The sequence below is a fragment of the Micromonospora sp. NPDC049004 genome (assembly GCF_040649315.1).
In the GTDB taxonomy this organism is placed as follows: Bacteria; Actinomycetota; Actinomycetes; order Mycobacteriales; family Micromonosporaceae; genus Micromonospora.
The window spans coordinates 271,488-294,519 of the sequence record NZ_JBEZFG010000003.1; the positions used below are offsets into that span (position 1 = coordinate 271,488).

Annotated in this window: 21 protein-coding genes; 12 read left to right on the forward strand and 9 right to left on the reverse strand. The window is 71.9% G+C overall.

All coding sequences use genetic code 11. From position 1 onward, the window contains the following. The first annotated feature begins 13 nt into the window (after positions 1-13). The 3 genes from AB0B97_RS10660 to AB0B97_RS10670 all read left to right on the forward strand — a co-directional run bounded on the left by AB0B97_RS10660 (position 14) and on the right by AB0B97_RS10670 (position 2,481). Positions 14-682, forward strand: coding sequence for a response regulator transcription factor (locus tag AB0B97_RS10660; RefSeq protein ID WP_357492514.1), 669 nt, complete (start codon positions 14-16; stop codon positions 680-682). Between the two features lie 4 nt (positions 683-686). Beyond that, complete coding sequence (locus tag AB0B97_RS10665; RefSeq protein ID WP_357492516.1) at positions 687-1,877, forward strand: HAMP domain-containing sensor histidine kinase; 1,191 nt, start codon at positions 687-689, stop codon at positions 1,875-1,877. Positions 1,878-1,989: 112 nt separating this feature from the next. Next, a complete protein-coding gene (locus AB0B97_RS10670; RefSeq protein ID WP_357492518.1) occupies positions 1,990-2,481 on the forward strand; it encodes a DUF2231 domain-containing protein in 492 nt (163 codons plus the stop codon). A 48-nt stretch (positions 2,482-2,529) separates the two neighbouring features. Here the strand turns inward: AB0B97_RS10670 and AB0B97_RS10675 are convergent, their stop codons facing one another. Continuing rightward, complete coding sequence (locus tag AB0B97_RS10675) at positions 2,530-4,599, reverse strand: phosphocholine-specific phospholipase C (RefSeq protein WP_357492520.1); 2,070 nt, start codon at positions 4,597-4,599, stop codon at positions 2,530-2,532. Positions 4,600-4,716: 117 nt separating this feature from the next. Between AB0B97_RS10675 and AB0B97_RS10680 the strand changes: the two genes are divergently transcribed. After that, on the forward strand, positions 4,717-5,733 hold the full coding sequence (locus AB0B97_RS10680) for an SEC-C metal-binding domain-containing protein (protein ID WP_357492522.1): 1,017 nt from the start codon (positions 4,717-4,719) through the stop codon (positions 5,731-5,733). Positions 5,734-5,818: 85 nt separating this feature from the next. Continuing rightward, positions 5,819-6,304, forward strand: coding sequence for a DUF2231 domain-containing protein (locus tag AB0B97_RS10685; protein WP_357492524.1), 486 nt, complete (start codon positions 5,819-5,821; stop codon positions 6,302-6,304). Positions 6,305-6,355: 51 nt separating this feature from the next. Here AB0B97_RS10685 and AB0B97_RS10690 read toward each other — a convergent pair whose 3' ends face one another. Further along, entirely contained in the window at positions 6,356-9,706 is a 3,351-nt protein-coding gene (locus AB0B97_RS10690) for a S8 family peptidase (protein ID WP_357492526.1), read from the reverse strand. A gap of 318 nt (positions 9,707-10,024) precedes the next feature. Between AB0B97_RS10690 and AB0B97_RS10695 the strand changes: the two genes are divergently transcribed. The 3 genes from AB0B97_RS10695 to AB0B97_RS10705 all read left to right on the forward strand — a co-directional run bounded on the left by AB0B97_RS10695 (position 10,025) and on the right by AB0B97_RS10705 (position 13,705). Then, positions 10,025-11,908: a Xaa-Pro dipeptidyl-peptidase gene (locus tag AB0B97_RS10695; protein WP_357492528.1), complete on the forward strand. Its 1,884-nt coding sequence runs from the start codon at positions 10,025-10,027 to the stop codon at positions 11,906-11,908. 235 nt (positions 11,909-12,143) lie between these two features. Further along, on the forward strand, positions 12,144-13,037 hold the full coding sequence (locus AB0B97_RS10700) for a DUF1996 domain-containing protein (RefSeq protein ID WP_357492530.1): 894 nt from the start codon (positions 12,144-12,146) through the stop codon (positions 13,035-13,037). Positions 13,038-13,111: 74 nt separating this feature from the next. Continuing rightward, positions 13,112-13,705 (forward strand): DUF305 domain-containing protein, encoded by a 594-nt coding sequence (locus tag AB0B97_RS10705; RefSeq protein WP_357492532.1) that lies wholly within the window; start codon positions 13,112-13,114, stop codon positions 13,703-13,705. A 242-nt stretch (positions 13,706-13,947) separates the two neighbouring features. Here the strand turns inward: AB0B97_RS10705 and AB0B97_RS10710 are convergent, their stop codons facing one another. Together AB0B97_RS10710 and AB0B97_RS10715 are read right to left on the reverse strand one after the other, a co-directional pair. Continuing rightward, on the reverse strand, positions 13,948-14,127 hold the full coding sequence (locus AB0B97_RS10710; RefSeq protein WP_357492534.1) for a hypothetical protein: 180 nt from the start codon (positions 14,125-14,127) through the stop codon (positions 13,948-13,950). Between the two features lie 54 nt (positions 14,128-14,181). Then, positions 14,182-14,796, reverse strand: a complete 615-nt coding sequence (locus AB0B97_RS10715) for a TetR/AcrR family transcriptional regulator (protein WP_357492536.1) — start codon at positions 14,794-14,796, stop codon at positions 14,182-14,184. A gap of 109 nt (positions 14,797-14,905) precedes the next feature. Between AB0B97_RS10715 and AB0B97_RS10720 the strand changes: the two genes are divergently transcribed. Then, positions 14,906-16,021, forward strand: coding sequence for an aldo/keto reductase (locus tag AB0B97_RS10720; RefSeq protein ID WP_357492538.1), 1,116 nt, complete (start codon positions 14,906-14,908; stop codon positions 16,019-16,021). 72 nt (positions 16,022-16,093) lie between these two features. On the opposite strand, the gene AB0B97_RS10725 is transcribed toward AB0B97_RS10720, so the two are convergent. The 5 genes from AB0B97_RS10725 to AB0B97_RS10745 form a co-directional block, all read right to left on the reverse strand. After that, a complete protein-coding gene (locus AB0B97_RS10725; protein WP_357492540.1) occupies positions 16,094-17,080 on the reverse strand; it encodes an alpha/beta hydrolase in 987 nt (328 codons plus the stop codon). A gap of 80 nt (positions 17,081-17,160) precedes the next feature. Further along, positions 17,161-18,057 (reverse strand): acetyltransferase, encoded by an 897-nt coding sequence (locus AB0B97_RS10730; RefSeq protein ID WP_357492542.1) that lies wholly within the window; start codon positions 18,055-18,057, stop codon positions 17,161-17,163. Positions 18,058-18,223: 166 nt separating this feature from the next. Next, on the reverse strand, positions 18,224-19,423 hold the full coding sequence (locus AB0B97_RS10735; protein WP_357492544.1) for a low temperature requirement protein A: 1,200 nt from the start codon (positions 19,421-19,423) through the stop codon (positions 18,224-18,226). Positions 19,424-19,502: 79 nt separating this feature from the next. Beyond that, entirely contained in the window at positions 19,503-20,885 is a 1,383-nt protein-coding gene (locus AB0B97_RS10740) for a hypothetical protein (RefSeq protein WP_357492546.1), read from the reverse strand. A 48-nt stretch (positions 20,886-20,933) separates the two neighbouring features. Continuing rightward, complete coding sequence (locus tag AB0B97_RS10745) at positions 20,934-21,827, reverse strand: NAD(P)-dependent oxidoreductase (RefSeq protein WP_357492548.1); 894 nt, start codon at positions 21,825-21,827, stop codon at positions 20,934-20,936. Positions 21,828-21,946: 119 nt separating this feature from the next. Between AB0B97_RS10745 and AB0B97_RS10750 the strand changes: the two genes are divergently transcribed. Genes AB0B97_RS10750 through AB0B97_RS10760 form a run of 3 tightly spaced genes read left to right on the forward strand, consistent with a single transcriptional unit; the run spans position 21,947 to position 22,961 of the window. Continuing rightward, positions 21,947-22,357 carry a VOC family protein gene (locus AB0B97_RS10750; RefSeq protein ID WP_357492550.1) on the forward strand — a complete coding sequence of 137 codons (411 nt, stop codon included), beginning with the start codon at positions 21,947-21,949 and terminating at the stop codon, positions 22,355-22,357. Between the two features lie 3 nt (positions 22,358-22,360). Further along, positions 22,361-22,534: a hypothetical protein gene (locus tag AB0B97_RS10755; protein ID WP_357492552.1), complete on the forward strand. Its 174-nt coding sequence runs from the start codon at positions 22,361-22,363 to the stop codon at positions 22,532-22,534. Then, positions 22,506-22,961, forward strand: coding sequence for a pyridoxamine 5'-phosphate oxidase family protein (locus AB0B97_RS10760; protein WP_357492554.1), 456 nt, complete (start codon positions 22,506-22,508; stop codon positions 22,959-22,961). The genes AB0B97_RS10755 and AB0B97_RS10760 overlap by 29 nt, the downstream gene beginning before the upstream one ends. The last annotated feature ends 71 nt before the right edge of the window (positions 22,962-23,032 follow it).

A 23,032-nucleotide genomic window follows, 5' to 3' on the forward strand; every position in this document is an offset into this window, starting at 1 on the left:
GAATACTGGGCGGGTGGAGATTGACCGCCCGCGCCTGCTGCTGGTCGAGGACGACGGCGCGCTGAGCGCGCTGCTCACCGACCTGCTCACCGAGGAGGGGTACGAGGTCGAGGTGGCCGGAGACGGGCAGAGCGGCCTGCACCGCGCCCTGGCCCGCGACTACGACGTGCTGGTGGTCGACCGAGGGCTGCCCGTGCTGGACGGGCTGGGGTTGGTCACCCGGTTGCGGGCGCGGGGTGTGACGTGCCCGGTGTTGCTGCTCACCGCCCGGGGCACCCTGGACGACCGGGTGGAAGGGCTCGACGCGGGTGCCGAGGACTACCTCGTCAAGCCCTTCGAGGTTCCTGAACTGCTGGCCAGACTGCGGGCACTGCGCCGTCGACACCAGGACGCGGCGGGCCGGTTGCCGCTGGGGCGGCGACGGTGGCTGGACGTGGGAAACCGACAGGTGCTCGACGAGGACGAGGAGATTCCGCTCTCCGCCCGCGAGTTCGCCGTACTGCGCGCCCTCGCCGGCCGGCCGACGAAGGTCTTCACGCGTGCCGAGCTGCTGAGCAGCGCGTTCGACCACGCCGCCGCGCCGGGCAGCGTCGACGCCTGCGTGCACCACCTGCGTCGCAAACTGGGTCGGGGGGCGATCCGTACGGTGCACGGTCTCGGCTACCGGATCGGCGCGGTCTGACGGCGTGGACGAGGCCCGACTGGTTCAGGCCCGACGGCGCAGTGTGGCGCAGACCGCCGGGGCGATCGGCGTGGTGCTGCTGCTGGTCGGTGCGCTGATGTTCGTCCTCACCAGTCGGCAGGAATCGCGGGCGCTGAACACCGAACTGGCGCAGGTGCTCACGATGGCCGAGGACACCGACGACCCGCCGCCCGGCGAGTTCCTGGCCCAGCGGGCGGCCGGCTCCGGTGCCGTCGAGGTGACCGAGAGCGCCTCGCCGGAGCTGACCCGGGTCCTCGGCGATGCGCTGGAACGGCAGCCGGGGCGCTTCGACACGGATGCGGGAGACGACCAGCGGGTCCGGGTGTTGGTCGCCGACCGAGCGGACGGCAGCCGGTGGGCCGTCGCCGCCGACCTCGCGCCGCTGCGTCAACGCCAGGGGCAGCTCGGCATCGCGCTGCTGGTTGCCGAACTGGCCGGCCTGACAGGTGCGGTGGTGGCCGCGGCGCTGCTCGCCCGGCGGGCGGTCGCGCCCCTGGCCACCGCGCTGACTTTGCAACGGCGCTTTGTCGCCGACGCCTCGCACGAATTGCGCACTCCGCTCACCGTGTTGCACACCCGTGCGCAGGTGCTGGCCCGACGATCCCAGACGGAGCCGGCGGCGCGACTCACCGACCAGCTCGACCAGCTCGTGGCGGACACCCGGGCGCTCGGCGACGTGGTCGAGGACCTGCTGGTGTCCGCCGCTGCCGAGCATCAGCCACCACCGGCCGCGGTCGTCGATCTGAGCGAGGTGGCCCGCGAAGTGGTCGCGAGCATGCAGGAGTACGCCCGGGAGCGGACGGTCGAGCTGCGCGTGGAGGCCTCCGGCGAAACCCCGGTCCGCGGAGCGCGCACGGCGCTGCGCCGAGCGACGACCGCCCTGGTGGACAACGCGATCGGGCACGTGGCCGCTGGCGGGCACGTCGCCGTGACCGTGCGACGGCACGCCGGTCAGGTGTCCGTCGAGGTCACCGACGACGGTGTGGGCCTCGACCCGGCCGAGGCGGACCGGCTCTTCGAGCGCTTCGCGCACGGCACGGCCGGGGCGGGCCGCCGGTTCGGGCTGGGCCTGGCGCTGGTGCAGCAGGTCGCGCACGCGCACCAGGGGTCGATCACGGTGGCCGGCGCTCCAGGTGCGGGTGCCACGTTCACGCTGCTGCTGCCGGCAGCCTGAGCGACCCACCGACGCGGTCGCTGGGTCGGATGACGTTCGATACCGCAAGAACTTCGCAAGAAATCGGCAATATGGTGACGGGCAGTGACATCCCGAGCGCCGAGGAGACCCCGTGCCCGACACCGTCAACGGACTGCCGCTGCACCCACTCGTCGTGCACGCGGTGGTGGTCCTCCTGCCGCTGGCCGCGCTCGGTGTCGTCGCGCTGGCCGTCCGACCGTCGTGGCGGGGCCGCTACGGCGTTCTCGTCGTCCTGATCACCGCGCTGGCGACGGCCGCGATCCCGCTCGCCACCTCCAGCGGGGAGAGCCTGGAGCACCGGGTCGGCGACCCGGGCGAGCACGCCGAACTCGGTGACACGCTGCTCTGGTTCGCCCTGCCCCTGCTGATCGCCGCCGTCGCGCTGGTCTGGCTGCACCGCCGCGACACCCGCCCGGGCGGCTCCCGACGAACGCCGAGAGGGCTCGCGGTGGTGGTCGCGGTGCTGGCCGTGGTCGTGGCGGTCGCGAACCTGGTGCAGGTCTACCGGGTGGGTGACTCCGGGGCCAAGGCCGTGTGGGGCAACACCCCGGCCGCCTCCGCCGGGCACGGCGACGACGACTGAAACGCCGCGCCACCCGGGCCGGTAACGACCCGGGTGGCGCGGCGCCGGTCAGACGAGCCCGCCGAGGGCCGGGTCGCTGATGCTGTCCTTGCCGTTCTCGACGTGACCGGCGTACCGGCGCTCGAAGCCGGCGTCACCCGCGACGGTGAGCGCCAGGTCGTACCAGCCGTGGGTGCGGGTGAGCTCCCACGTCGCCCGCTCCGCCTGGCCGGGCCGCAGCGCCAGCGTCACCGGACGGGAGTGGTAGCCGTCCTGGACGGTCACCTCGACCCGCTTCGCGCCCCGGTTGCCCAGCGTGAGGACGATCTTGTGGTCGTGCTCGTCGTACGCGGCGGTGACGTCGAGCTGTGACCGGCCGCCGGTGAACCGGCGGTAGAAGCCGTTCGGCCCGTGCACCGACAGGTCGTAGGAGGACTCGATCGCCCAGGTGTCCGTGAGGCGCTTGCCCGGCTCGACGGTGTAGCTGCGCGGCGCCGCCGTGCTGCCCGCCTGGCGGACCTGGAAGACCGCGCCAGCCCCACCGGTGTTGCGGAAGTCGATCCGGAACGCGCCGTCGGTGACCTGGCCGTCGGCGTGCAGGGTGTACGGGATCGGCCGCGCCGGGCGCACGCCGCGCTCCTGCTTCGGCAGCCGCCCCTTCGCCGGGGGCACCGGCACCTCGTCGGGGTGCCGGACCAGGTCGTCGGGCTTGAAGTCGTCCGTGTCCGGCAGCTTGACCTCGCGCGACCGGTTCGGGTGCCGGAAGTCGAAGGCCGTGGTCAGGTCACCGACGACGGCCCGCCGCCACGGGGTGATGTTCTTCTCGACCAGGTCGGGCCGGCCGTGCCCGAACCGCGTCTCCAGGAACTTGATCAGCGAGGTGTGGTCGAAGACCTGGGAGTTGACGTAGCCACCGCGGGTCCACGGCGACACGATGATCATCGGGACGCGGATGCCCAGGCCGTACGGGCCCGCCGGGTGGTCGGCGTCGCCGGGGAAGATCTCGTTGGTGGTGGGCACTGTCGACTGCCCGTGCTCGCGCGTCTGCGCAGGCGTCGGCGGCACCACGTGGTCGAAGAAGCCACCCTCCTCGTCGTACGTGATGAAGAGCGCCATCTTGCTCCACACCTCGGGGTTCGCGGCGAGGATGTCGATGACCTGCGAGATGTACCAGGAGCCGTACGCCGGCTCCCAGTTCGGGTGCTCGGTGTACGCCTCGGGAGCGGTGATCCAGGAGACCTGCGGCAGGCGTCCCGCCTCCACGTCCGCCCGGAAGTCGGCGAGCAGCGCCTCCGGGTCGCGGCCCTGGGTGCGGATCTCGGTGCCCGTCTTGGCCTTGTCCGCGAGCGGCGTTCCGGGCTGCGCGTTCTGGTACTGGTGGAAGTAGAGCAGCGAGTTGTCGCCGTAGTTGCCGATGTACGGGTCGTTCGTCCAGCCCCAGGATCCGGCGGCGTTGAGGCCGGTGCCGACGTCCTGGTAGATCTTCCAGGAGATGCCGTTGCGCTCCAGCCGCTCCGGGTACGTCGACCAGTCGTAGCCGGCCTCCGCGTTGGTGATGACCGGGCCGCCGCCCTTGCCGTCGTTGCCGACCCAGCCGCTCCACATGTGGTAGCGGTTCGGGTCAGTCGGGCCGATCAGGGAGCAGTGGTAGCTGTCGCAGACGGTGAAGGCGTCGGCGAGCGCGTAGTGGTAGGGCAGATCCTGGCGGGTGTGGTACGTCATCGCCGTGACGCCCTTGTTGGGCACCCACCCGTCGAACCGACCGTCGTTCCAGGCGGCGTGCCCGTCGTTCCAGCCGTGCGGCGGGTCCGGCAGGAAGGTCTGGCCGAGGTCCTTCACCTCGGGGCGGAAGGGCAGCAGCTCGTCGGCGCCGTTGGGCTGGTGCCACACGTCCTTGCCGGACGGCAGTGTCGCCGGATGCGGGTCGCCGAAGCCGCGTACGCCGCGCATGGTGCCGAAGTAGTGGTCGAAGGACCGGTTCTCCTGCATCAGGATGATCACGTGCTCGACGTCGTTGATCGAGCCGGTCCGGTTGTTCGCCGGGATGGCGAGCGCCTTGCTGAGGTCCAGCGGGAGCGCCGCACCGATCGCGGGAACACCCATTGCCTTGAGGAACGTACGGCGATCCACCGTGCCCATAACTCCGCCTTTGCGCGATCTGGTCGAGAAACTGGCGACCGGACGCTATCGAGGTCTGGTTGACGGCAGATGGCCATAATTCGGCCGGGCGGAAGCACGCCGACGTACCGTGAGGTCGTGCCGACGAGAGACGTACTCACCAAGGCTGACCTCGCCGAACTCCGCCGTTCGGTGCTCGGGACGGCCGACCCGCTCGGTGTCGCCGCCGACGTCGCCGAGGCGGCCCGGCAGGGCCGGCTGGAGGATCCGGACGACGCCGGGGACGCGCTGACCCTGGCCGCCGAGATCGCCCAGATCCGGGCCCGGCCCGACGCCGCGATGCGGTACGCGGACGAGGCGCTCGCGGCGTACCCGTCCGCCGACGATCCCCGGGCCGGCGTCGTCCGCGCGCTGCGGGCCCGGGTGATGTTCCAGGCCGGCGACCGCGACGACGAGGCGATGGCGGAGCTGACCGCGCTGCGGCCGCTGCTGCTCACTCAGCCCGACGCGCCCGCCTACCTCAGCGCGGCGCTGGACGCGGCAGGCCGTTCGGCGATCGCCGAGACGTGGCTGAGCGAGGCGGTCGACAGTCTGCTGGGTGACCGGACCGGAGTGACGGCCGATCCGGAGGTCGGTCCGCCGGACGCGCCCGGGGTGCTCTTCCTCCTGCTGCAACAGCGCCACCGGGTACGCCGGAATCTCAACCTGACCCACGACCGGCAGGACGATCTGGCCGACCGCCTGGAGAACCAGCTCGTCCGCCGCGCGGCGGAGCGTCAGGGCGGTGATACCGATCTGCTGCTCTGGCCTCGGGACGAGTTCGACAGTCTGCTCGCCGCGCACCCCGAGCTGACCGACGTGTACGGGCCGGACTGGGACGCGCACCGGGCCCGACTGGAGAAGGAGCTGGTACGGCTGACGGCTGACGGCCGGACCGGGCTGGGCGTGTTCAGGGCGACGGTGGCCGGCCTGGACGCGTTCGCCGGTCGACACGACGGCGGCCCGACCAACGCGGCGATCCGCGCCGGTTACGCGGCCGAGGTGTCGGCGCGACCCAGCTCGCGGGTGCCCTGGCCACCGGAGCGCAACGATCCGTGCTGGTGCGGCTCCGGCCTGAAGTACAAGAAGGACTGTCTCCCGCGGTCGCGGAGCTGACAGTTGGCTCTGGGCACGCTCAGTCGGTACCGATAGCCTCCAAGCCTGGATCATCGAGATCCGCTCTGGCCGGAGGAGTCGCCGAATGTTCGAAGAGTTCCTGGGCATCCCCGCTCACCCTCTCGTGCTGCACGCCGCTGTCGTGTTCGTGCCGCTGCTGGCCCTTCTGACAATCGCGTACGCGCTGGTCGCGCCGATCCGGCCGCACACGCGCTGGGTGCTGGGCCTGCTCGCCGTGGGCGCACCGGTCGCCGCCCTGCTGGCGAAGCTCACCGGCGACGCGTTCTTCGCGCGGATGCGCTCCGCCAACCGCGTCACGCCCGAGTTCGTGCCGAAGCTGGAGGCGCACCAGGATTTCGGCGACCTCACCCTCTACGCCGCGATCGGGCTGGGGGTCGTGGCGCTGGCGCTGGTCTGGTTCGTCGCGCCGCGCGGCGCCGAAGGCGCGCGCGCCGGTCGGGCGCTGACGCTGGCGTTGCAGGTGCTGTCGGTGGTGGCCGCCGGCATCGCCGTGTACTACGTGGTCCGTACCGGCGACTCCGGCGCGAAGGCGGTCTGGGAGGGCCAGTGACGAGCGCGGGCGCGGCCCGGCCGGAGCCGGACCGCACCCGCGCGGTGACCGTCAGCCGGCGTGGTACGCCCGGATGATGGTCTGGTCGATGCCACTACCGCCGTTGGCGGCGGCCTTGACCCGCAGCGAGACGGCCTGCCCGGAGGCGACCTTCGGCAGGTCGACGCGGTAGGTGTCGCCGCTGCCGGTGACCCGGGCCGCCTTCCAGGTGGCGCCGTCGTCGGTCGACGTCCAGACCTGCATCGACGTGACCTTCTGCGCCCGCACGCCGTGCGCCTGGCGGACGGTCAGCTCGGCAGTTCCGCCGACCGGGTGGTTGTCGTGGTCCATGGGCAGGGCGTAGTCGACAGCGAGCAGCGGCAGCGGCACGCTCTGCGTCCCGTCCGGCCCGGCGGACCGGAACGTCCACGAGGTGGTGGCCCGGGTCGAGATCGGCAGGATCAGGCTCGTGTCGACGTCGAGGGTCACCCGGTAGTCGGCCATCGCCTGCGGCACCGTGAAGTCGCCGAACGGGCCCTGCCGCTGCTCGACAAGCTTGCCGTCGCGGTACAGCGACAGCGTGCGCTTCACACCGATCGCCTCGCCCCGCAGGCAGTCGGCCCGCTGGTGCTGGTCGGTCAACGACACGAGGTCGAGGTGCAGGTTGCCCCGCGTCCGGGCCGGTGCGGTGGCGCAGCTGGAGTCGACGCCCGCCGGGTCGTCGTACCAGTCCGAGTGCAGCGGCTGCCGCGCCCAGACCTTGCTCTGTCGACTGCCCGGCTGGTAGCTGCGGGGCGCCTCCTGGGCCGCCAACCCTCCGTAGACACCCTCGTCGGCCCAGACGATCTCGGGTGTCAGGTAGTCGGTGCGCGTCGGCGGCAGCGGCCCCTCGTAGGTCTGGGTCACCGGTACACCGTCGACCGTGGACCCGAGTCGCACCAGCTGGGTGTACATCTCCGGTGAGTCGGTCTGGTGGAACCGCTCGTCGATGCGGGCCAGCCTGGCCTGCTCCGCCCTGGTCACCCGGTACGTCGGGTCGGCCGGCACGCCGCCCGCGTACTCGTGCACGAGGTTGTAGCGGTACGGCTCGGCCGTGCCGGCGGGCGAGTCCAGGTTGACTGCCGCCCAGGTCCGCCGCGACCCGATCGAGGGCTGCGGCAGCGCGGTGCTGCGGACCGTCGTCAGCTTGCCGAAGCCGCTGATCTGGTGCCACCAGGACAGGCCGTTCGCCGCGGTCTGGAAATTGGTGAAGTCGACCCGGGTGGGCGTGGTGGGAACCCCGTCGACAGTGGCCGTCACCGGTTTGGCCTCCGCCGGATCGAGGGTGACGGTCCGGGCGGCCCGTACGTCCAGGTCGGCGTCGGCGGTGAGGGTCGTCTCCAGCACGTCACTGTCGACGTAGTAGGCGACGGAGGCACCGAGCACCGAGTACCGGCCGGCCGGAACCCGCAGGGTGAAGGTCTCCCCGGGAGTGCCGGACCCGCCGCCGTAGTAGATCTGGGGGTCGGTGAGGTTGGCGACCATGAGGTTGATCCAGGTCTCCGCGCCGTCCCGCAGACCCGGCAGCGGCTTCGTGTTGATCGTCAGGTCGTAGCTGGGAGGCTCGACGTAGAAGCTCACCGGGGTTACCGCGACGACGGTGCGCCCGGTGCGGGCGGTGACGGTGGCCAGGTAGAAGCCCGGCCGGCTGGCCAACGCCGCGCGGTTGATCCGCAGAGTCGCTTCCGCCGTCGCTCCGCGCCTGGGCGTCACCCGGCTCGTCGACAGCGACGCCGCGCCGCGCGGCACCGGCTGGCCGTCGTGGTTGACGACCGACACGTCGAGGTCGAGGACCGTCGTGGCCGGGGTGGCGCCGCCGGTCCAGCTCAGCGTCGTGGTGCTGCTGCCGGACTGCGGGTACGCGAAGGTGCCGAGGTTGACCACCGGCTGGTCGCTGGTCGGGCCGCCGAGGGCCCGGGCCGCGTTGAGCCGGCCGGCCCCCACGGCGTACGCGTCGACGCCGCTGAGCGGGTCGGCGGCACCGACGAGCGCCGCCTTGAGCTTCGCGCCGGTCCAGTCGGGGTGACGCTGGGCGAGCAGCGCGGCGGCACCGGCGACGTGCGGCGTGGCCATCGAGGTGCCGCTGAGGCCCTCGTAGTACCTGTCGATCGGGTCCTGGAGGTTGGTGCCGGCGGCACGGGCGGCGACGATGTCGACGCCGGGCGCGACCAGCTCCGGCTTGGCCGCGTGGCTGTTCACCAGCGGTCCGCGGCTGGAGAAGTCGGCGAGCTTGTCGTCGCGGTCGACGGCGCCGACGGTGAGCGCGCTGGTGGCGGACCCGGGCGAGGAGATCTGCGCGCCGCTGTTGCCCGCCGCGATGACGAAGAGGACGCCGGTGGACGTGCTGAGCCGGTCCACGGCCAGCGAGAGCGGGTCGCTGCCGTCGTCGGCCTCGCTGCCGCCGAGGCTCATGTTGATGACGTCGGCCCGGGTGGAGGCCCACTCCATGGCGGCGATGATGCCGGAGTCGGCGCCGGAGCCGTGGTCGTCGAGGACCTTGCCGATCACCAGCCCGGCGTCCGGCGCCACACCGCGACGCTGACCGTGGGCGGCCGCGCCGGTGCCGGCGATGGTCGACGCGACGTGCGTACCGTGGCCGTTGTGGTCGACCGCGTCACCGCCCTCGGCGGTGAAGTCGGCCCGCTCGACGACCCGGCCGGCGAGGTCGGGGTGGGTGAAGTCGGCGCCGGTGTCGAGGACCGCGACCCGCACGCCCTTGCCGGTGTAGCCGGCCTTCCACGCCTGCGGCGCGTCGATCTGGTCGAGGTTGCGGTCCAGACCGGCGGGCTTCGCGCCGCCGGTCAGCGCGGTGGCGCGGACCTTGCGGTCGAGCCAGACCTTCTTCGCGCCGGCGAGCAGCGAGTCGGTCGCGAGCTTCGCGGAGGCCGGGCTCTTCTTGGGTACGTGGCCGGCCACCGCGCCGATGCTGGGCAGGGAGCGCACGTCGCCGAGCGCGGCCACCCGCGCCGAGGCGGTGGCGGGCTGCACGATGACGGGCAGCGTGGAGGTGCTCTCGTCGTCGTACCCGTCGGCGATCAGCGCGGTGACGTCGAAGAGGTCGGGATCGAGGGTCGAGCCGATCTGGGACTCGACGCGGGCGGGCAGGACGTGCAGGTGGCCGTCCGGGCCGCAGGTCTGGCGGAGCACGGTGTTCGCGTCGACGGGCCGTACCGTGGCCTGCGGGCATCCCGAGCCGGTGCTTTGGACGGTCACCACGTCCCCGGTGAGCAGGGTGACGGTGTGGGTCTTCGAGTCGGCGGAGGCGCCGGGTGCGCCCGGCAGGACTCCTCCGCCGGGACCGGCTGTGGCGGTGCCGCCGGGCACGGCGGTCAGCGCCGTGGCCGTGACGGCGACGGCCAGCAGCCAGCGTGTTCTTCTGAGCATTTCGCTCCCTGTCTCATGTGGACAAATGCGCCTCTTGGGCGACTTTTGCAAGATCATATGTCTCGGTACGCGATCTTCGGCAGCCTGCGACGAGCACTTTTTCTTCCCACCGGGCAAGGGTTTCCGCCGTGTGTCGGCACCGTGCCCGGTTCGATGTCGGTTCGATTGCGGCCGCCTCCCCGGCCCGGAAAACGGCCGGCGGTGACCACCCGAGGGGATCGACGCGACGCCCACCCGCACCTAGCATGGCGACGAATGGATCTTCGCGATTGGTCCGTGCCGAGACCCGGCAGCCAGCCCGACCGAAGGGAGACGCGCATGCGTCGACCCCGCCATCTCGCACTTCTCAGCGTCGGCGTGTCCGGCGCCCTGGTGCTGAGCGCAGCCCCCACCGCGACGGCCGCGCCGCCCGCGCCTGCCACGCCCACCGGCATCGTGGTGGCCGACGGCATGACCCAACCGGTGTTCTCGCTCGCGGACGCCATCGAGGAGCGGGTGTACGTCCAGACCCCGGTGGACACCGACCACGACGGCCGCCCCGACCGGGTGGCGATCGACATCTCCCGCCCCCGGGAGACCGCCACCCAGGGCTTCAAGGTGCCGGTCATCTTCGAGCACAGCCCGTACCGCAAGGGCACCTGGGGTGACGTGCCGTACCCGAGCGTGCTGGTCGACGACCTGCCGCAGAACGGGGTGACCGACCGCTCCGGACGTCGGGCACTCGACATGGGCGTCCAGCGGGCCGAGGCGAAGGCCAACCTGCCCGGCTCACTCGACGACTACTACGTGCCCCGCGGGTACGCGGTGGTGCTCGGCCAGAGTGTCGGCACCGGCGACTCGGACGGCTGCCCGACCAGCGGCGACCAGGCCGAGACGCTCGGCACCAAGGCGGTCATCGACTGGCTCAACGGGCGGGCCAAGGCGTACGACGTGAACGGCGCACCGGTCACCGCCGGCTGGACCACCGGCGCGGTCGGCATGACCGGCGTCTCCTACAACGGGACGCTGCCCAACCAGGTGGCCACCACCGGGGTCAAGGGCCTCAAGACGATCGTGCCGGTCTCCGCGATCAGCAGCTGGTACGACTACTACCGGGCCAACGGCCTGGTGGTCGCGCCCGGGACGTTCCAGGGCGAGGACCTGGACATCCTGGCCCAGTACACGGCCGGGCAGGCGCGCGCCGAGGGGCAGTGCGCCGACGAACTCGCGACGATCACGAAGGAGCAGGACCGGGTCACCGGCGACTACTCGGCGTTCTGGAAGGACCGCGACTACCTGGACGCGCGCGACGTCAAGGCCAGCGTCTTCGTCGTGCACGGCCTCAACGACTGGAACGTCAAGACCGAGCACTTCGCCGGCTGGTGGGACGAGCTCGCGAAGCGCGACGTGCCGCGCAAGATCTGGCTGCACCAGGGTGGGCACGGCGGTCCGGGCAGCAACGCCTCGGTGACCCTGCCGGACGGCCACACCTGGACCTACAAGCAGACCGAGAACCGCTGGTTCGACTTCTGGCTGTGGAACGTGCGCAACGGCATCATGGACGAGCCGACCGCGGTGCTCCAGCGCGAGGACCGGGCCTACACCACGTACGCCAACTGGCCCGACCCCGCCGCGCGTGCGGTCGGGTTGCGGTTCGCGGCGACCGACGCCACCGCGCCGGGCGCTCTGACCACTGGCAAGCCGCCGAAGGCCAAGATCGAGCAGAGCTTCGTCGACGAGGGCCGGACCATCCACCCGGACACCCTGGTGGCCGATCCGGACACGGCCAGCCCCAACCGGCTCGCGTACCGCTCCCCCGAGCTGACCCAGAGCGTGCGCATCTCGGGCCGACCGGAGATGCGGCTGCGGATGGCCATCGACAACAAGCCCGACGCGAACCTGACCGCGTACCTGGTGGACTACGGCCCGGCCGGGTCGAGCGCCGCGCCGACCGTGGTGACCCGGGGTTGGATGGACCCGCAGAACCGCAAGAGCGCCGCGCGCACCGAGCCGGTCAAGCAGGGCAAGCTGTACGACTACCGGTGGACGATGGAGCCGAAGGACTACATCTTCCCGGCGGGGCACCGGATCGGCGTGGTCGTCTTCTCCAGCGACCAGGAGTACACGTTGCTGCCGTTGGGTGGCACCGAGCTGCGGGTCGCTCCGAACGACAGCGAGGTGCGGCTGCCCGTGGTCGGCGGGCGGAGCGTCCTCGGTTTCTGACGTCCTCGTCTCACGAAAGGGGCGGTCCGACACGTCGGGCCGCCCCTCCCGTCGCGTTTTCCACCAACCGCGCACGTATTGACAACCGTCGACGCGGAGCACAGTCTGATGTGGTGAGAGCGCTCTCTCGCCCCGGTTCCCGGGCCACCATCCCCTTTCGGCCAGGACACCCTCCGACGTCTTTCGGCGGCGGCGTCGGAGCTGTCCCTGACCCGTCCCCGACAGGAGTCACGAGATGGACAGGGCCGCACCCCTCTCCCACGTCCCCCGCCGGCTACGCCTCGCCACGGCGATCGGCGCCCTGCTGACGCTCCTCGGCACGTACCTGGCCTGGACCACCGACCGGGCCGACGCCGCCCCGGTCGCCAACGTCATCCGGGTCGCCGAATTCCCCGCCGACTGCGCGTACAGCCACCGGCTGCCCGACGACCCGATCGTCTTTCCCGGGCTGCCCGGGGCCTCACACATGCACAGCTTCTTCGGCAGCACGGTGACGAACGGCAACACCACGCTTCCCGACCTGGTGAAATCCACCAGCACCTGCAACCCGGCGGTGGACGTCTCGTCCTACTGGGTGCCGACCCTCTACCGCGACAACGTCGCGGTGGAACCGGCCATCGCCACCTTCTACTACCTCGGTGAAGGTGTCCGCGCCGACGTCGTCGCCAACACCCAACCGATCCCGCAGGGCCTGCGACTCGTCGCGGGCAACGCGAAGGCCACCGGGCCGAACGACAGCATCGCCCGCTGGTCCTGCCTGCACGCCGGGCAGGTGCCCCCGTCGAAGGACTTCGTCACCTGCCCCGCCGGCACGATGCTGGAGTCGTACCTGGACTTCCCGCAGTGCTGGAACGGTCGGGACCTGGACTCGCCGGACCACAAGAGCCACCTGGCGTACCCGGTGAACCAGGCCTGCCCGAGCACCCACCCGGTGCACGTGCCGAAGTTGCGGCAGGTGCTGCGGTACCCGGTCAACGGCGACCCGTCGCACTTCCGGCTGGCCTCCGGGCCGGGCTACACCATGCACGGCGACTTCTTCAACGCCTGGCCGACAGCCGAGATGGCCCGCCGGGTCCAGGACTGCATCCGGCCGGTCATCAAGTGCGGGCACGACGGCCGACCGATCTGAGCCGACACCGTCGCACCCGAAGGGGGCGGGTCCGGTCACGCCGGGCCCGCCCGCCGCGGGCGGAAGGAGGCCGTATGCGCGCCCGCGCCGCGCTGCTCACGACGGCGGTGCTCCTCGCCGGCTGCGCCGGCGGGACACCCGCGGACAGCGCCGGGCCACCTACTGTCGCGCCGGCCGCGTCCACACCGTCGAGCGTCGGATCGGCGGGCTCCTTCAGCCCCACCGACATCGCCTGGCTGCAACTGACCGCCGCGATGACGGACCGGCTGCTACCGGTGCTGGACCTGGTGCCGACCCGGACCACCGACCCCGCCTGGCGACGGCTGGCCGCCGACGTGCGGGCCAGCAACCGGGCCGACCTGAGCCGGTCCCGCCAACTGCTGCGCGAGGCGGGAGCGCCGACGACCAACCCGCACGAGGGCCACGACATGCCGGGCATGATCCCCACGGACGAGCTGACCGCGCTGCGGTCGGCCACCGGGGAGACGTTCCACCGCCTGCTCGCCGCGCACCTGCGCGCGTACCTCACGCAGACCGTCCGGGTCGCTACCGCCGAGCAGAAGAGCGGCGTCCACCCGGCCACCACCACACTGGCCACCACAGTGATCCGATCGAACACCACCCACCAGCAGAACCTGAACACTCTCGCCCCCACCCCGCCCCGGTGATCAAGAGGTTCGCGTCATCCCAGCGGCGTGTCGTGACGCGAACCTCTTGATCACCGGTGGATCGGTGGGCGTGCGGTGCGGGTGAGCTGCTCGTCTGCCCAGAGCTGGCGTTCGGCGCACCTCGGGGCGGTGACGACGGACGAGGTGATCGATGCCAGCCCTGGTGGCAGCGATGACCGCGATGAGGATTGCCAGTGGTAGCGGCTGACCGGCGACATGCGGCCTCCGCGACAGCCGGAGGTTCAGCTTCCGCCCATGCTCGACGAACTGTTGTCCGACGAGTTGCCCCGGCGTGAGGTGTAGCGACCCGCGAGTCGTCCCGCGCGTGCGCGACGGCCCAGCACCCCGATGATCGTCAGCAGGAGCGCCGCACCGAGCACGATTCCGCCGCCCAGCAGCGCCGCCATCGTTCCGATCGACATCCTCGACCTCCACACTCAGCAGACCGGCAGACGGGCGATCGTCCCACCCTCCCGTCAGGCGCGGGAAGGGCTGTCGCCGCCGGCCCGCAGGGAGTCGATGGTGAGGTCGAGGGCGGCCTCCAGGTGGTCGATCCTGCCGGTGGAGAGCAGCAGCAGGACGCCGCCCTGGATGCCGGCCAGCAACGCCGCCGAGGCGCGGTCGGCGTCCACGTCCGGGGCGATGTCACCTGTCGACTGCATGTGCCGGATGCCCACGGCGATCGCCTCCTGCCACCGCCACATGAGCCCGGTCACGATGGCCTGCGCGCCCGGCGCCCGTCGGCCGGTCTGGCCGAGCAGGCCGTTGAGCGGGCACTTCACGCCCTGCGCGAGGTAGCGCTCGATGAGCCGGTCGCGCCACGCCTGCCAGGCCGGCCAGGACGTCAGGTTGCTGAGCATCGGCTCCTGGTCGGTGAGCACCTGGTCGGCCTCGTGCTGGGCGACCGCGAGCAGCAACTCCTCCTTGCCGTCCGGGAAGTAGTGAAAGAGCTGGCCCTTGCTGGTGCCGGTGTGGGCCATCACGTCTTCGAGGCGTACCTCGTCGACGCCGCGCTCGCGGATCTCGGCTGCGGCGCCGGCGACGATCCGCGCCCGGGTCGCCGCACCCTTGCGGGTCAACGCGCGTGTCATGGCCCCCACCGTAGCGCGGGTTTTGGACTTGCAGGTCCATTTTTGGCGAGCAAAGGTCGGGTCCGCGCGGTCCGCTCCGCGCCCCCATCACGATCGAGAGGGCACCACGATGAACCACTACTACCTGCTCGGACGGTCGGGCCTGCGGGTGAGCCGACTGGCGCTGGGCACCATGAACTTCGGCGTCGACGGGTTCCACGCCGCGTACGGCAAGACCGAGGAGGAGGCCGAGCCGATCTTCCGGCGGTACCTGGAGGCGGGCGGGAACCTCATCGACACGGCGGACTTCTACACCGCTGGGGAGAGCGAGAAGATCCTCGGCCGTCTCATCGACAAGGCAGGCGTCCGCGAACGACTCGTGCTCACCAGCAAGGCCACCAACACCGTCGACCCGACCGACCCGAACGCCAGCGGCAACGGCCGCAAACACGTCATGCGGGCCGTGGAGGCGTCGCTGCGCCGGCTCGGCACCGACTACATCGACCTGTACCTGCTGCACACCTGGGACCGGATCACCCCGGTCGAGGAGGTCGTGCACACCCTCGACGACCTGGTGCGCTCCGGCAAGATCCGGTACGCCGGCCTCTCCGACGTGCCGGCCTGGTACGCGGCCCGCGCGCAGAGCTACGCCGAGGCGCACGGGCTCGCCCCGATGATCAACGTGCAGCTGCCGTACTCCCTGGTCATGCGGGACATCGAGGCGGAGTTCGTGTCCATGGCCCAGACCCTGGGGATGGGCATCACCGCGTTCAGCCCGATCGGCGGCGGCCTGCTCAGCGGCAAGTACCGGCGCACCAGCGAGGGCCTGAGCGGTACCGGACGGTTGACCACCCCCAACGCCGCGGGTCGGGAGATCAGCCCCAACGACTGGAAGGTCATCGACGCGCTGGAGAGCGTGGCCGCCGACCTGGGTCGCAGCATGGCGCAGGTCGCGATCAACTGGGTGGTCACCCAGCCCGCCGTCGGCTCGGTGATCATCGGAGCGAGCAGCCCGGAGCAGGTCGGCGGCAACTTCGGCGCGCTCGACTTCGAGATCCCGGCCGACGCCCGCCGCCGACTCGACGAGGCCAGCGCCCCGACCCTCGGGCCGCCCTACGGCATGTTCACCCCGCAGTACCAGTCCTGGGTGGTGAGCCCCGGCCTCGGCGTCGGCGACAAGCCCGCCGGTTACGCCCCGCCGGTGTTCAACGGTGCCCGGGAAGCGGGACAGGCGGCGGCGCGGTAGTCGCCGCGGACGGCGGTGCGCCGCGGAGGCAGGTGGACGACTCCGCGGTGCGCCGCCGGGCGACGATCGCGCTCAGCCGCCGACGCTGACGGTCCCGACGAGCCCGGACGTCGACGCCGGACCGCCCTCGTAGAGGTCGACGTACAGCCGGAGCAGTTCGTCGGCGTCGGTGCCGAGTGCGGTGAGGTCGAGGGTGTTGTGGCGGACACCCCACGCCTGCGGCAGCGCGCAGACCCGCAGCGCGACGCCGTTCGCCCGCGCGATGCGGCGCGGCACCCGCACCGCCGCGGCGGGGTCCACCACCGCGTCGAGCGGGCTGATCGCCACGGCCGCGCTCAGCAGGCCGGTGCGCCGTGGCGGACGCGGCAGCGTCCGTGCGATCGTCAGGTACTGGGTGACGGCGGAGAACGAGTATCCCCGCGAGTTGACGCGGTCGCGCAGGAGGCGACGCCCGTACAGCGTGATGAGTGGTCGGACCGCGAAGGCCGGGGCCTGGCGGGGATCCGGGCCGAAGAACGGCGACAGCAGCAACAGCCGCCGGACGACGTCACCACGGACCTGGGCCAGCCACGCGGCGAGCACCGCGCCGCCGGAGATGCCCACGACACCCACCTCGTCCCCCAGGCCCGCCGCGACGGTCACGGCCTGGGCGGCGTACGTCGTCAGCTCGGCGGCCTCGACCCGGTGGTGGGCCCGCGGGTCGACGGTGCCGTGGTGCGGGGCCCGCGGAATCCACACGTTGTAGCCCCGGGCGAAGAACACCTCGGCCAACGCGTCGTACTGCTCCGGCGCAAGGGTGTATCCGTGCAGCAGCAGCACGGCCCTGCCGGTACGGGAGCCGTGGCTCAGCAGGCGGCTGCGCGACTCCGGCCGGATCTCCGGATCGGCGGTCTCCGCCGCCCTGATGGTCTCGGCGATGCGGGTGGCGGCGGCGAAGTCCAGCGGATCGCCCGGTGCGGGCCGCAGCTCGCGGCGGCGCAGCGGCCAGAGGTAGAGCCCGGCGACCGCCGCCACGACCAGCGCCGATCCGCCGACGATGAGGGCGATGATCTCCGGCATGGGCACAGATCCTGGCAGGAGCCGGCGGTGCCGCCGGTGCGGGGTGCGCCCCGGGTGACGCGGGGCGCACCCCGGACGGGTTACGCCTTGTCGGCCGGCGGCGCGAACAGCACGCGCGTGCGGAGCTGCCGGAACCCGGTCCGCTCCAACTCGGCGAGCACCGCGACGCGGTGGGCGTCCACGTCGGCGATCACCTCCCGGGCGCCTCCGGCGGCGAGCACCCGAACTGCCTCGGCCAGCAGCTCACCGCGCGCCGCGTCGTCGAGCAGACCGAGGTACGCCAGCAGGGGGTAGCAGGCGTCGCCGGCCGTGCCGACCAGGCCGACCGGCTGCCCGCCCGCCACGCCGACGCGCCACTGGTCGGTCGACTCCCCCAGCCAGGCCAACGGATCGGTGGCCAGGTCGACGCCGCTGACGGCCCGCGCGATCTCCGCGCCGGTCAGCACGTCCGGTTGGGCGACCCGGGCGACCAGGGCGTTGATCTCCGCCACGTCGACTGGCGGTCGGAACGTGTACCGGCCGGAGGTCGTCGGCAGCGGCGTGCCCGTCCACGAGCACCGCAGCCGCTCACCCACCTCGACCAGGCCGGCGAGTCGGGCCGCCTCCATCGGCGCGGTGACCACGGCCAGCACCTCGGGTCGACGCCGCCAGTGCGCGGGCAGGGCCGCGTAGTACCGACCGGGACCTCCCAGCGCCTCGTGGGCGGCGTGCAGCAGCGCGGCCCCGACCTGCGGCTCGGCGGCCAGGTCGAACCGCTCCAGCCAGGGAGCGCCCACCGCTCCGGGCGGGAGGAGCCAGGCCGCCCGCCCGACCATCCGGCCGTCGCGCAGGGCGATCCAGGTGTTCTCGGGTCGGTAGCCGCCGCCGGTGATGCCGTCGGCGTACGCGATCTGCCGCAGTTGGGGCAGCGGGTCGGTCATGGAGTCGAACAGGTTCTCCTCGCCCGCGACGAGCGGGCGGATGACGAGACTGGTCATGGCGGACCTCCGGAAAGCGAGCGCCCCGGGTCAGATCCGCGTGGACGCCGGTGCGCGGAGGGGGCGCAGAACATCGGACATTGTTCTGACCTCCTCTCGGCTCGACGGCGTGCCCGCCAACCTACGCGAAGCGCCGGCAGTCCCACAACGTTGCGCGGGGCCCGGCTCACAACGTCGGGTTGGTCTCCGCGCCGCGTTGGTGGAGCCGCCCGTCGGCGAGGGCGATCCCGGCCAGGATCAGCGCCGCCGCGGCGGTCACGGCGACCGGCGGGAGAAGGACGCTGGGCAGGGCCGCCACGACCAGCGCCAGCGCGCCGACGAACAACATCCAGCAGCGCGGCGCGGAGCGGTGCGTCCGCTCCAGGTAGCTCCGCCCGATCAGGAACAGCACCGGGCCGCCGAAGATGATGGCCACCAGAGCCCAGTCGATGGGCGGGTGGGGATCCTCGATGACCTGCCCGAAGCCGACTGCGGTGCAGATGATGCCGCCGACGATGAGCAGCAGGCTGTAGCTCGCCCACCGGGACAGTTGCAGGCCCTCACCGCCGGCGCTGCCGGTGGCCTGGCGGCCCGGCCCCACGTGGTAGAAGTAGATCCGCCAGAACGAGACCACGGCCACGAAGGCGGCCACGAGGGTGATGGTCCGCTCGGTCGAGAAGCCCGGAAAGCTGACGGCGGCGCCGGTTTCGAGCACCACCTCGGCCAGCGCGATCATGAAGAACTGGTTGTACCGCTCCGCGAGGTGCACCTCGGAGACCGTGACCAGGTTGGCCAGCGGCACCCGGCCGATACGCGGCACCGGCCAGTCGGAGGCCGCGCCGACGAGCTCGATGGCGAGCGCGAGCGTCCAGAGAACGCCACGGCCGAGCCCGCCGTCGATGCCGCCACTGATCCAGAACACGCCGGAGACCGTGTGCCAGGCCAACACCCGGTACGAGAACATCTGGGCCGGGTGACCCCGCAGGGCGAACGCCAGGTAGAGCGGTCTGCCGAGCTGGATGACGACGTACGTGCAGGCGAAGATCATGCCGCGTTGGCCGAACGCCTGCGGCAGCGAGACCGCCAGCACCAGGGTGCCGAACATGGTGGCGAGAAGGACGACCTGGATTTCGACCCGGCGCGGGTCGTAGGTGCTTGCCAGCAACGCGTTCAGCGACCAGATCATCCACATCGCCGTGAAGAACAGCAGCGTCTGGCCCGCCTCGGACAGCAGCGTGTGCCGGACGATGGTCAGGTCGTCCGCGACCCGCCCGGCGAGGCGGGCGAGCGCGAAGACGTACACGATGTCGAAGAGCAGTTCCAGGACGGTCGCCGAGCGTGGGCTCCTGCTGTCGGCCAGCCCGCGCATCCAGGTGCGCGTCAGCATGGCCGCACCCCCTCGCCGACCGGTCCCGCCTCGTACCCGTTGAGGGGACTTTATCCCGGTCTGTCGGTACGCCCGGTGGTTATGCCGGATCGCCCGGAGGACTGTCGGCGCCGCGTCCCCAGCGCCTCGTTCGGGCGGTCCGCCGCCTCGTCCGGGTCCGCCGGGCCCGCCGGTCGGCGCGCAGGCCGGCGCGGCCGAGCAGCCGGATCAGCAGCCAGCAGAACAGCGCCAGCGTGCCGAACAGGGCGATGGTCACGATCCGCCAGCGCATGCTGTTGACCTGGAGCATCTCGGGCAGCAGCGCCGCGACGCCGGCGACCGCGGTGACCGAGAACAGCCACTGGAGGCGCTGCTGGAACAGCGCCGTCTGCAACCCGAAGAGCTGGCTCAGATTGCTGCGCAGCAGTTCGAGGCGCTGCCGGGCGGCCTGCAGGTGCCGGGGAACCCGCAGCCCGTCGATCAGGAACGTGGCCACCGCGATGCGCATGGGGTCGCGGTACATGAGGTCCACGTTGCCGACCTCGGCCAGCCCTCGACTCAGTTGCAACTGCACCCGGGCCAGCTGGGTGATGCGCGCGCCGAGCGAGTGACCCGGCCCGACGAGTTCGTCGCGGTCGTTCGGGTCCACACCCACCCACAGTTGGCAGAAGAACCACTGGGCGTGGATCTGGCCGTACATGTCCTGGACCATGCGGGCCGCCGCCGACGCTCCCCGTACCCCGTCGTGCAGGACCGCCACGGTGGACCAGCCGGTAGTGCGGACCAGCAGGCCGGGCAGGCGCAGCGGCCCGTCGTCGGCCGCCGCGCCCGCGGTCACCGGCAGGGCGGAGAGCCGCAGCAGCGACTCCACGAGCGGGTCGTTCTCGGACCGTTCGGGACCGCGCAGGACGAAGAACTGACGCATGTTCTGGAACGGGTAACGGCGCTCGCGGGGTTCGAAGCCGGCCGACTCGCCCAGGATGGCGCGCACCGCCTGGACGTGGGCGGACACCGTCAGCCCGCCGTGCTCCCGGGGCTCGGCCTCGATCATGCTCAGGTGCCCGGCCAGGTTCGGCGGGAAGGTGTCCAGGTCGCGCAGGTGCCGGAAGTAGTCGAGGGTGTTCTCGCGGACGAGGTCGTCGTAGAACCGGCAGATGTCCTCGGTGCTGACGGCGGGCTCCGGCGCGGCGAACCGCAGGTCCACCGAGATCACGCCGAGCGCCGGGTAGATGACGATCTGGGTGCTGGTCGCCCACGTCGTACGGCCGATGCGGACCGCCGACGTGCCGAGGGAGATCTGCAACACCGGCGGATGGGTGGCCAGGTAGGAGATGTTGTAGGCCCGGGTCTCCTCGTGCTGGACGACATCGACGGAGGTGGCACCCAGTCTGGCCAGCAGCGGGAGCGCTGGTTCCACGTCCTGCACCGTGCCGCCGAGGTCGAACTTGACCGGCACGTACACGTGATCGATATCGAGGCTCACGCATACATTCTGACCGTGCGGCACAACCGGGTTACGTGCTGAGACGGCCTACAACTGGTCGACGTGGTCGCGCCACGAGTGCCGGGGCTCGTAGCCCAGCAGCCGCCGCGCCTTGTCGATGCTGAGCAGGGTCTCGTGCTCGCCCAGCTCCTTGCGGATCTCGACACCCGGATACACCTCGGCCATCAGGCTGGCGCTCGAGGAGGTCATGACGGTGTCGGCGTTGGCGATGATGAACACCTCCGCGCCGGGCTGGTCGTACGCGAGGGCCCGCTCGACCGCCTGGGCGCCGTCGCGGGCGTCGATGTAGCCCCACAGGTTCCACCGCCGCGAGCGCGGATCGGCGTCGAAGGAGGGGAACTGCAGGTAGTCCTCGACGTCCATCACGTTGGAGAACCGCAGGCCCACCATGACCAGCTCCGGGTCCCACCGGCAGAAGTGCCGCGCCATCTCCTCCTCGAGGGCCTTGTTCAGCGAGTACGTCGACTCCGGCCGGGGCGCGTACTCCTCGTCGACAGGCGCGTACGGCGGCGGGGTGTCGAACGGCAGCCCGAGCACCGTCTCGCTGGACGCCCACACCACCCGCTTGATGCCGGCCGCGCGGGCGGCGGCGAAGACGTTGTACGTCGCGGCGGAGTTGTTGGCGAACGTGGCCGCGTTGGACAGCAGCCCGGGCGCCGGGACCGCGGCCAGGTGCACGACCGCCTCGACGCCACCGGCGTGCTCGTCGGTGCCCCCGGTGAACGCCTCGACCACCTGCCCGTAGTCGGTCAGGTCGCACAGGAGGAACTCGCCGTCGACGTCGCGGGGGTCGCGCCCGCCGACGCGGTCCATCGCCAGCACGTCCACGCCCAGGCCGCGCAGGTGGGCGACCACGGCCCGGCCGAGCTTGCCGGTGGCGCCGGTGACGACGACGCGTCCGGGCAGTACGGGATCGGTCATGGCCCCATCCTCTCCGGCCGGCTCGGGCACGCCGCAGGCGGGTGCATGCGCGCCCGGCACCGCCGCATCGATCAGGAATCGAGAAGTACGCGCCGACGGCCCTACCTAGCATGGCCAGCATGGACATCACCATTCACACGACAGTTCTTCCGCACGTCGACCCGGACGCCTCGGTGGCCTTCTACCGCGACGTCCTCGGCTTCGAGGTCCGCAGCGACGTCGGCAAGGGCACGATGCGGTGGATCACCGTCGGCCCCGTCGACCAGCCCGGCACGTCCATCCTGCTGGCCCCGCCGGCCGCCGACCCCGGCATCACCGAGGACGAGCGGCGCACCATCGCCGAGATGATGGCCAAGGGCACCTACGGGTGGATCCTGCTGGCGACCCGGGACCTGGACGGCACCTTCGAGAAGATCCAGTCCGGCGACGCCGAGGTCGTCCAGGAGCCGACCGAGCAGCCGTACGGCATCCGCGACTGCGCCTTTCGCGATCCCGCCGGCAACATGGTCCGCATCCAGGAGGTGCGCTGAGCCATGTGCCTCGCCGCCTGGGGGCGCGCACGCGCCGAGGAGCAGAGCCTGAACGACCTCGCACGGCTGCGTCACGTGCCGGACGTGCCGTTGGTCGCGGCGGGGGCGACCGAACCGATCGGGGAGCACGAGGTCGACGGGGGCAGACGTGGCGAGCGCGCCACCGCGGGGGCGTGAGGAACGCCTGAGGGACACGCGCAGGAGACTGGAGAACGACGTCGACCTCTGGGTCGCCACGTCGGGCTCCCCGGACGGCGTGCACCTCATCCCGCTCTCCTACCTCTGGGACGGGAGCGTGTTTCTCATCTCGACGCCGCGCGCCTCGGTCACCTGCCGCAACCTGCTCGGGGACGGTCGGGTGCGGCTCAGCCTGGGGACGACGCGCGACGTCGTCATCGTCGACGGTGCCGCCGAGCCGGTGGACACCGCCGAACTGGGCGACGAGAGGCGTACGGCGTTCGCCACCAGGACCGGTTTCGACCCGAGCGGAATCGCCGAGCCCTACCAGTACTTCGTGATCCGGCCGCGGCGCATCCTGGCCTGGCGGGAGGCCAACGAGCTGCGGGGACGCGTCCTCATGCGCGACGGCAGTTGGCTCGACTGAGCCCTTCGGCCTCCTGCCCGCCGCGATCCGCGTCCTGCCGTGCGCGGGCCGGGCGGGTGCGTACCGTGCAG

What these genes read in the sequence shown, in the direction of transcription:
- AB0B97_RS10695 (WP_357492528.1), top strand. Translation starts at nt 10,025, where the DNA reads ATGCGTCGACCCCGCCATCTCGCACTTCTCAGCGTCGGCGTGTCCGGC.
- AB0B97_RS10700 (WP_357492530.1), top strand. Translation starts at nt 12,144, where the DNA reads ATGGACAGGGCCGCACCCCTCTCCCACGTCCCCCGCCGGCTACGCCTC.
- AB0B97_RS10725 (WP_357492540.1), bottom strand. Translation starts at nt 17,080, where the DNA reads ATGCCGGAGATCATCGCCCTCATCGTCGGCGGATCGGCGCTGGTCGTG.
- AB0B97_RS10750 (WP_357492550.1), top strand. Translation starts at nt 21,947, where the DNA reads ATGGACATCACCATTCACACGACAGTTCTTCCGCACGTCGACCCGGAC.
- AB0B97_RS10720 (WP_357492538.1), top strand. Translation starts at nt 14,906, where the DNA reads ATGAACCACTACTACCTGCTCGGACGGTCGGGCCTGCGGGTGAGCCGA.
- AB0B97_RS10715 (WP_357492536.1), bottom strand. Translation starts at nt 14,796, where the DNA reads ATGACACGCGCGTTGACCCGCAAGGGTGCGGCGACCCGGGCGCGGATC.
- AB0B97_RS10685 (WP_357492524.1), top strand. Translation starts at nt 5,819, where the DNA reads ATGTTCGAAGAGTTCCTGGGCATCCCCGCTCACCCTCTCGTGCTGCAC.
- AB0B97_RS10705 (WP_357492532.1), top strand. Translation starts at nt 13,112, where the DNA reads ATGCGCGCCCGCGCCGCGCTGCTCACGACGGCGGTGCTCCTCGCCGGC.
- AB0B97_RS10710 (WP_357492534.1), bottom strand. Translation starts at nt 14,127, where the DNA reads ATGTCGATCGGAACGATGGCGGCGCTGCTGGGCGGCGGAATCGTGCTC.
- AB0B97_RS10755 (WP_357492552.1), top strand. Translation starts at nt 22,361, where the DNA reads ATGTGCCTCGCCGCCTGGGGGCGCGCACGCGCCGAGGAGCAGAGCCTG.
- AB0B97_RS10730 (WP_357492542.1), bottom strand. Translation starts at nt 18,057, where the DNA reads ATGACCAGTCTCGTCATCCGCCCGCTCGTCGCGGGCGAGGAGAACCTG.
- AB0B97_RS10735 (WP_357492544.1), bottom strand. Translation starts at nt 19,423, where the DNA reads ATGCTGACGCGCACCTGGATGCGCGGGCTGGCCGACAGCAGGAGCCCA.
- AB0B97_RS10745 (WP_357492548.1), bottom strand. Translation starts at nt 21,827, where the DNA reads ATGACCGATCCCGTACTGCCCGGACGCGTCGTCGTCACCGGCGCCACC.
- AB0B97_RS10690 (WP_357492526.1), bottom strand. Translation starts at nt 9,706, where the DNA reads ATGCTCAGAAGAACACGCTGGCTGCTGGCCGTCGCCGTCACGGCCACG.
- AB0B97_RS10675 (WP_357492520.1), bottom strand. Translation starts at nt 4,599, where the DNA reads ATGGGCACGGTGGATCGCCGTACGTTCCTCAAGGCAATGGGTGTTCCC.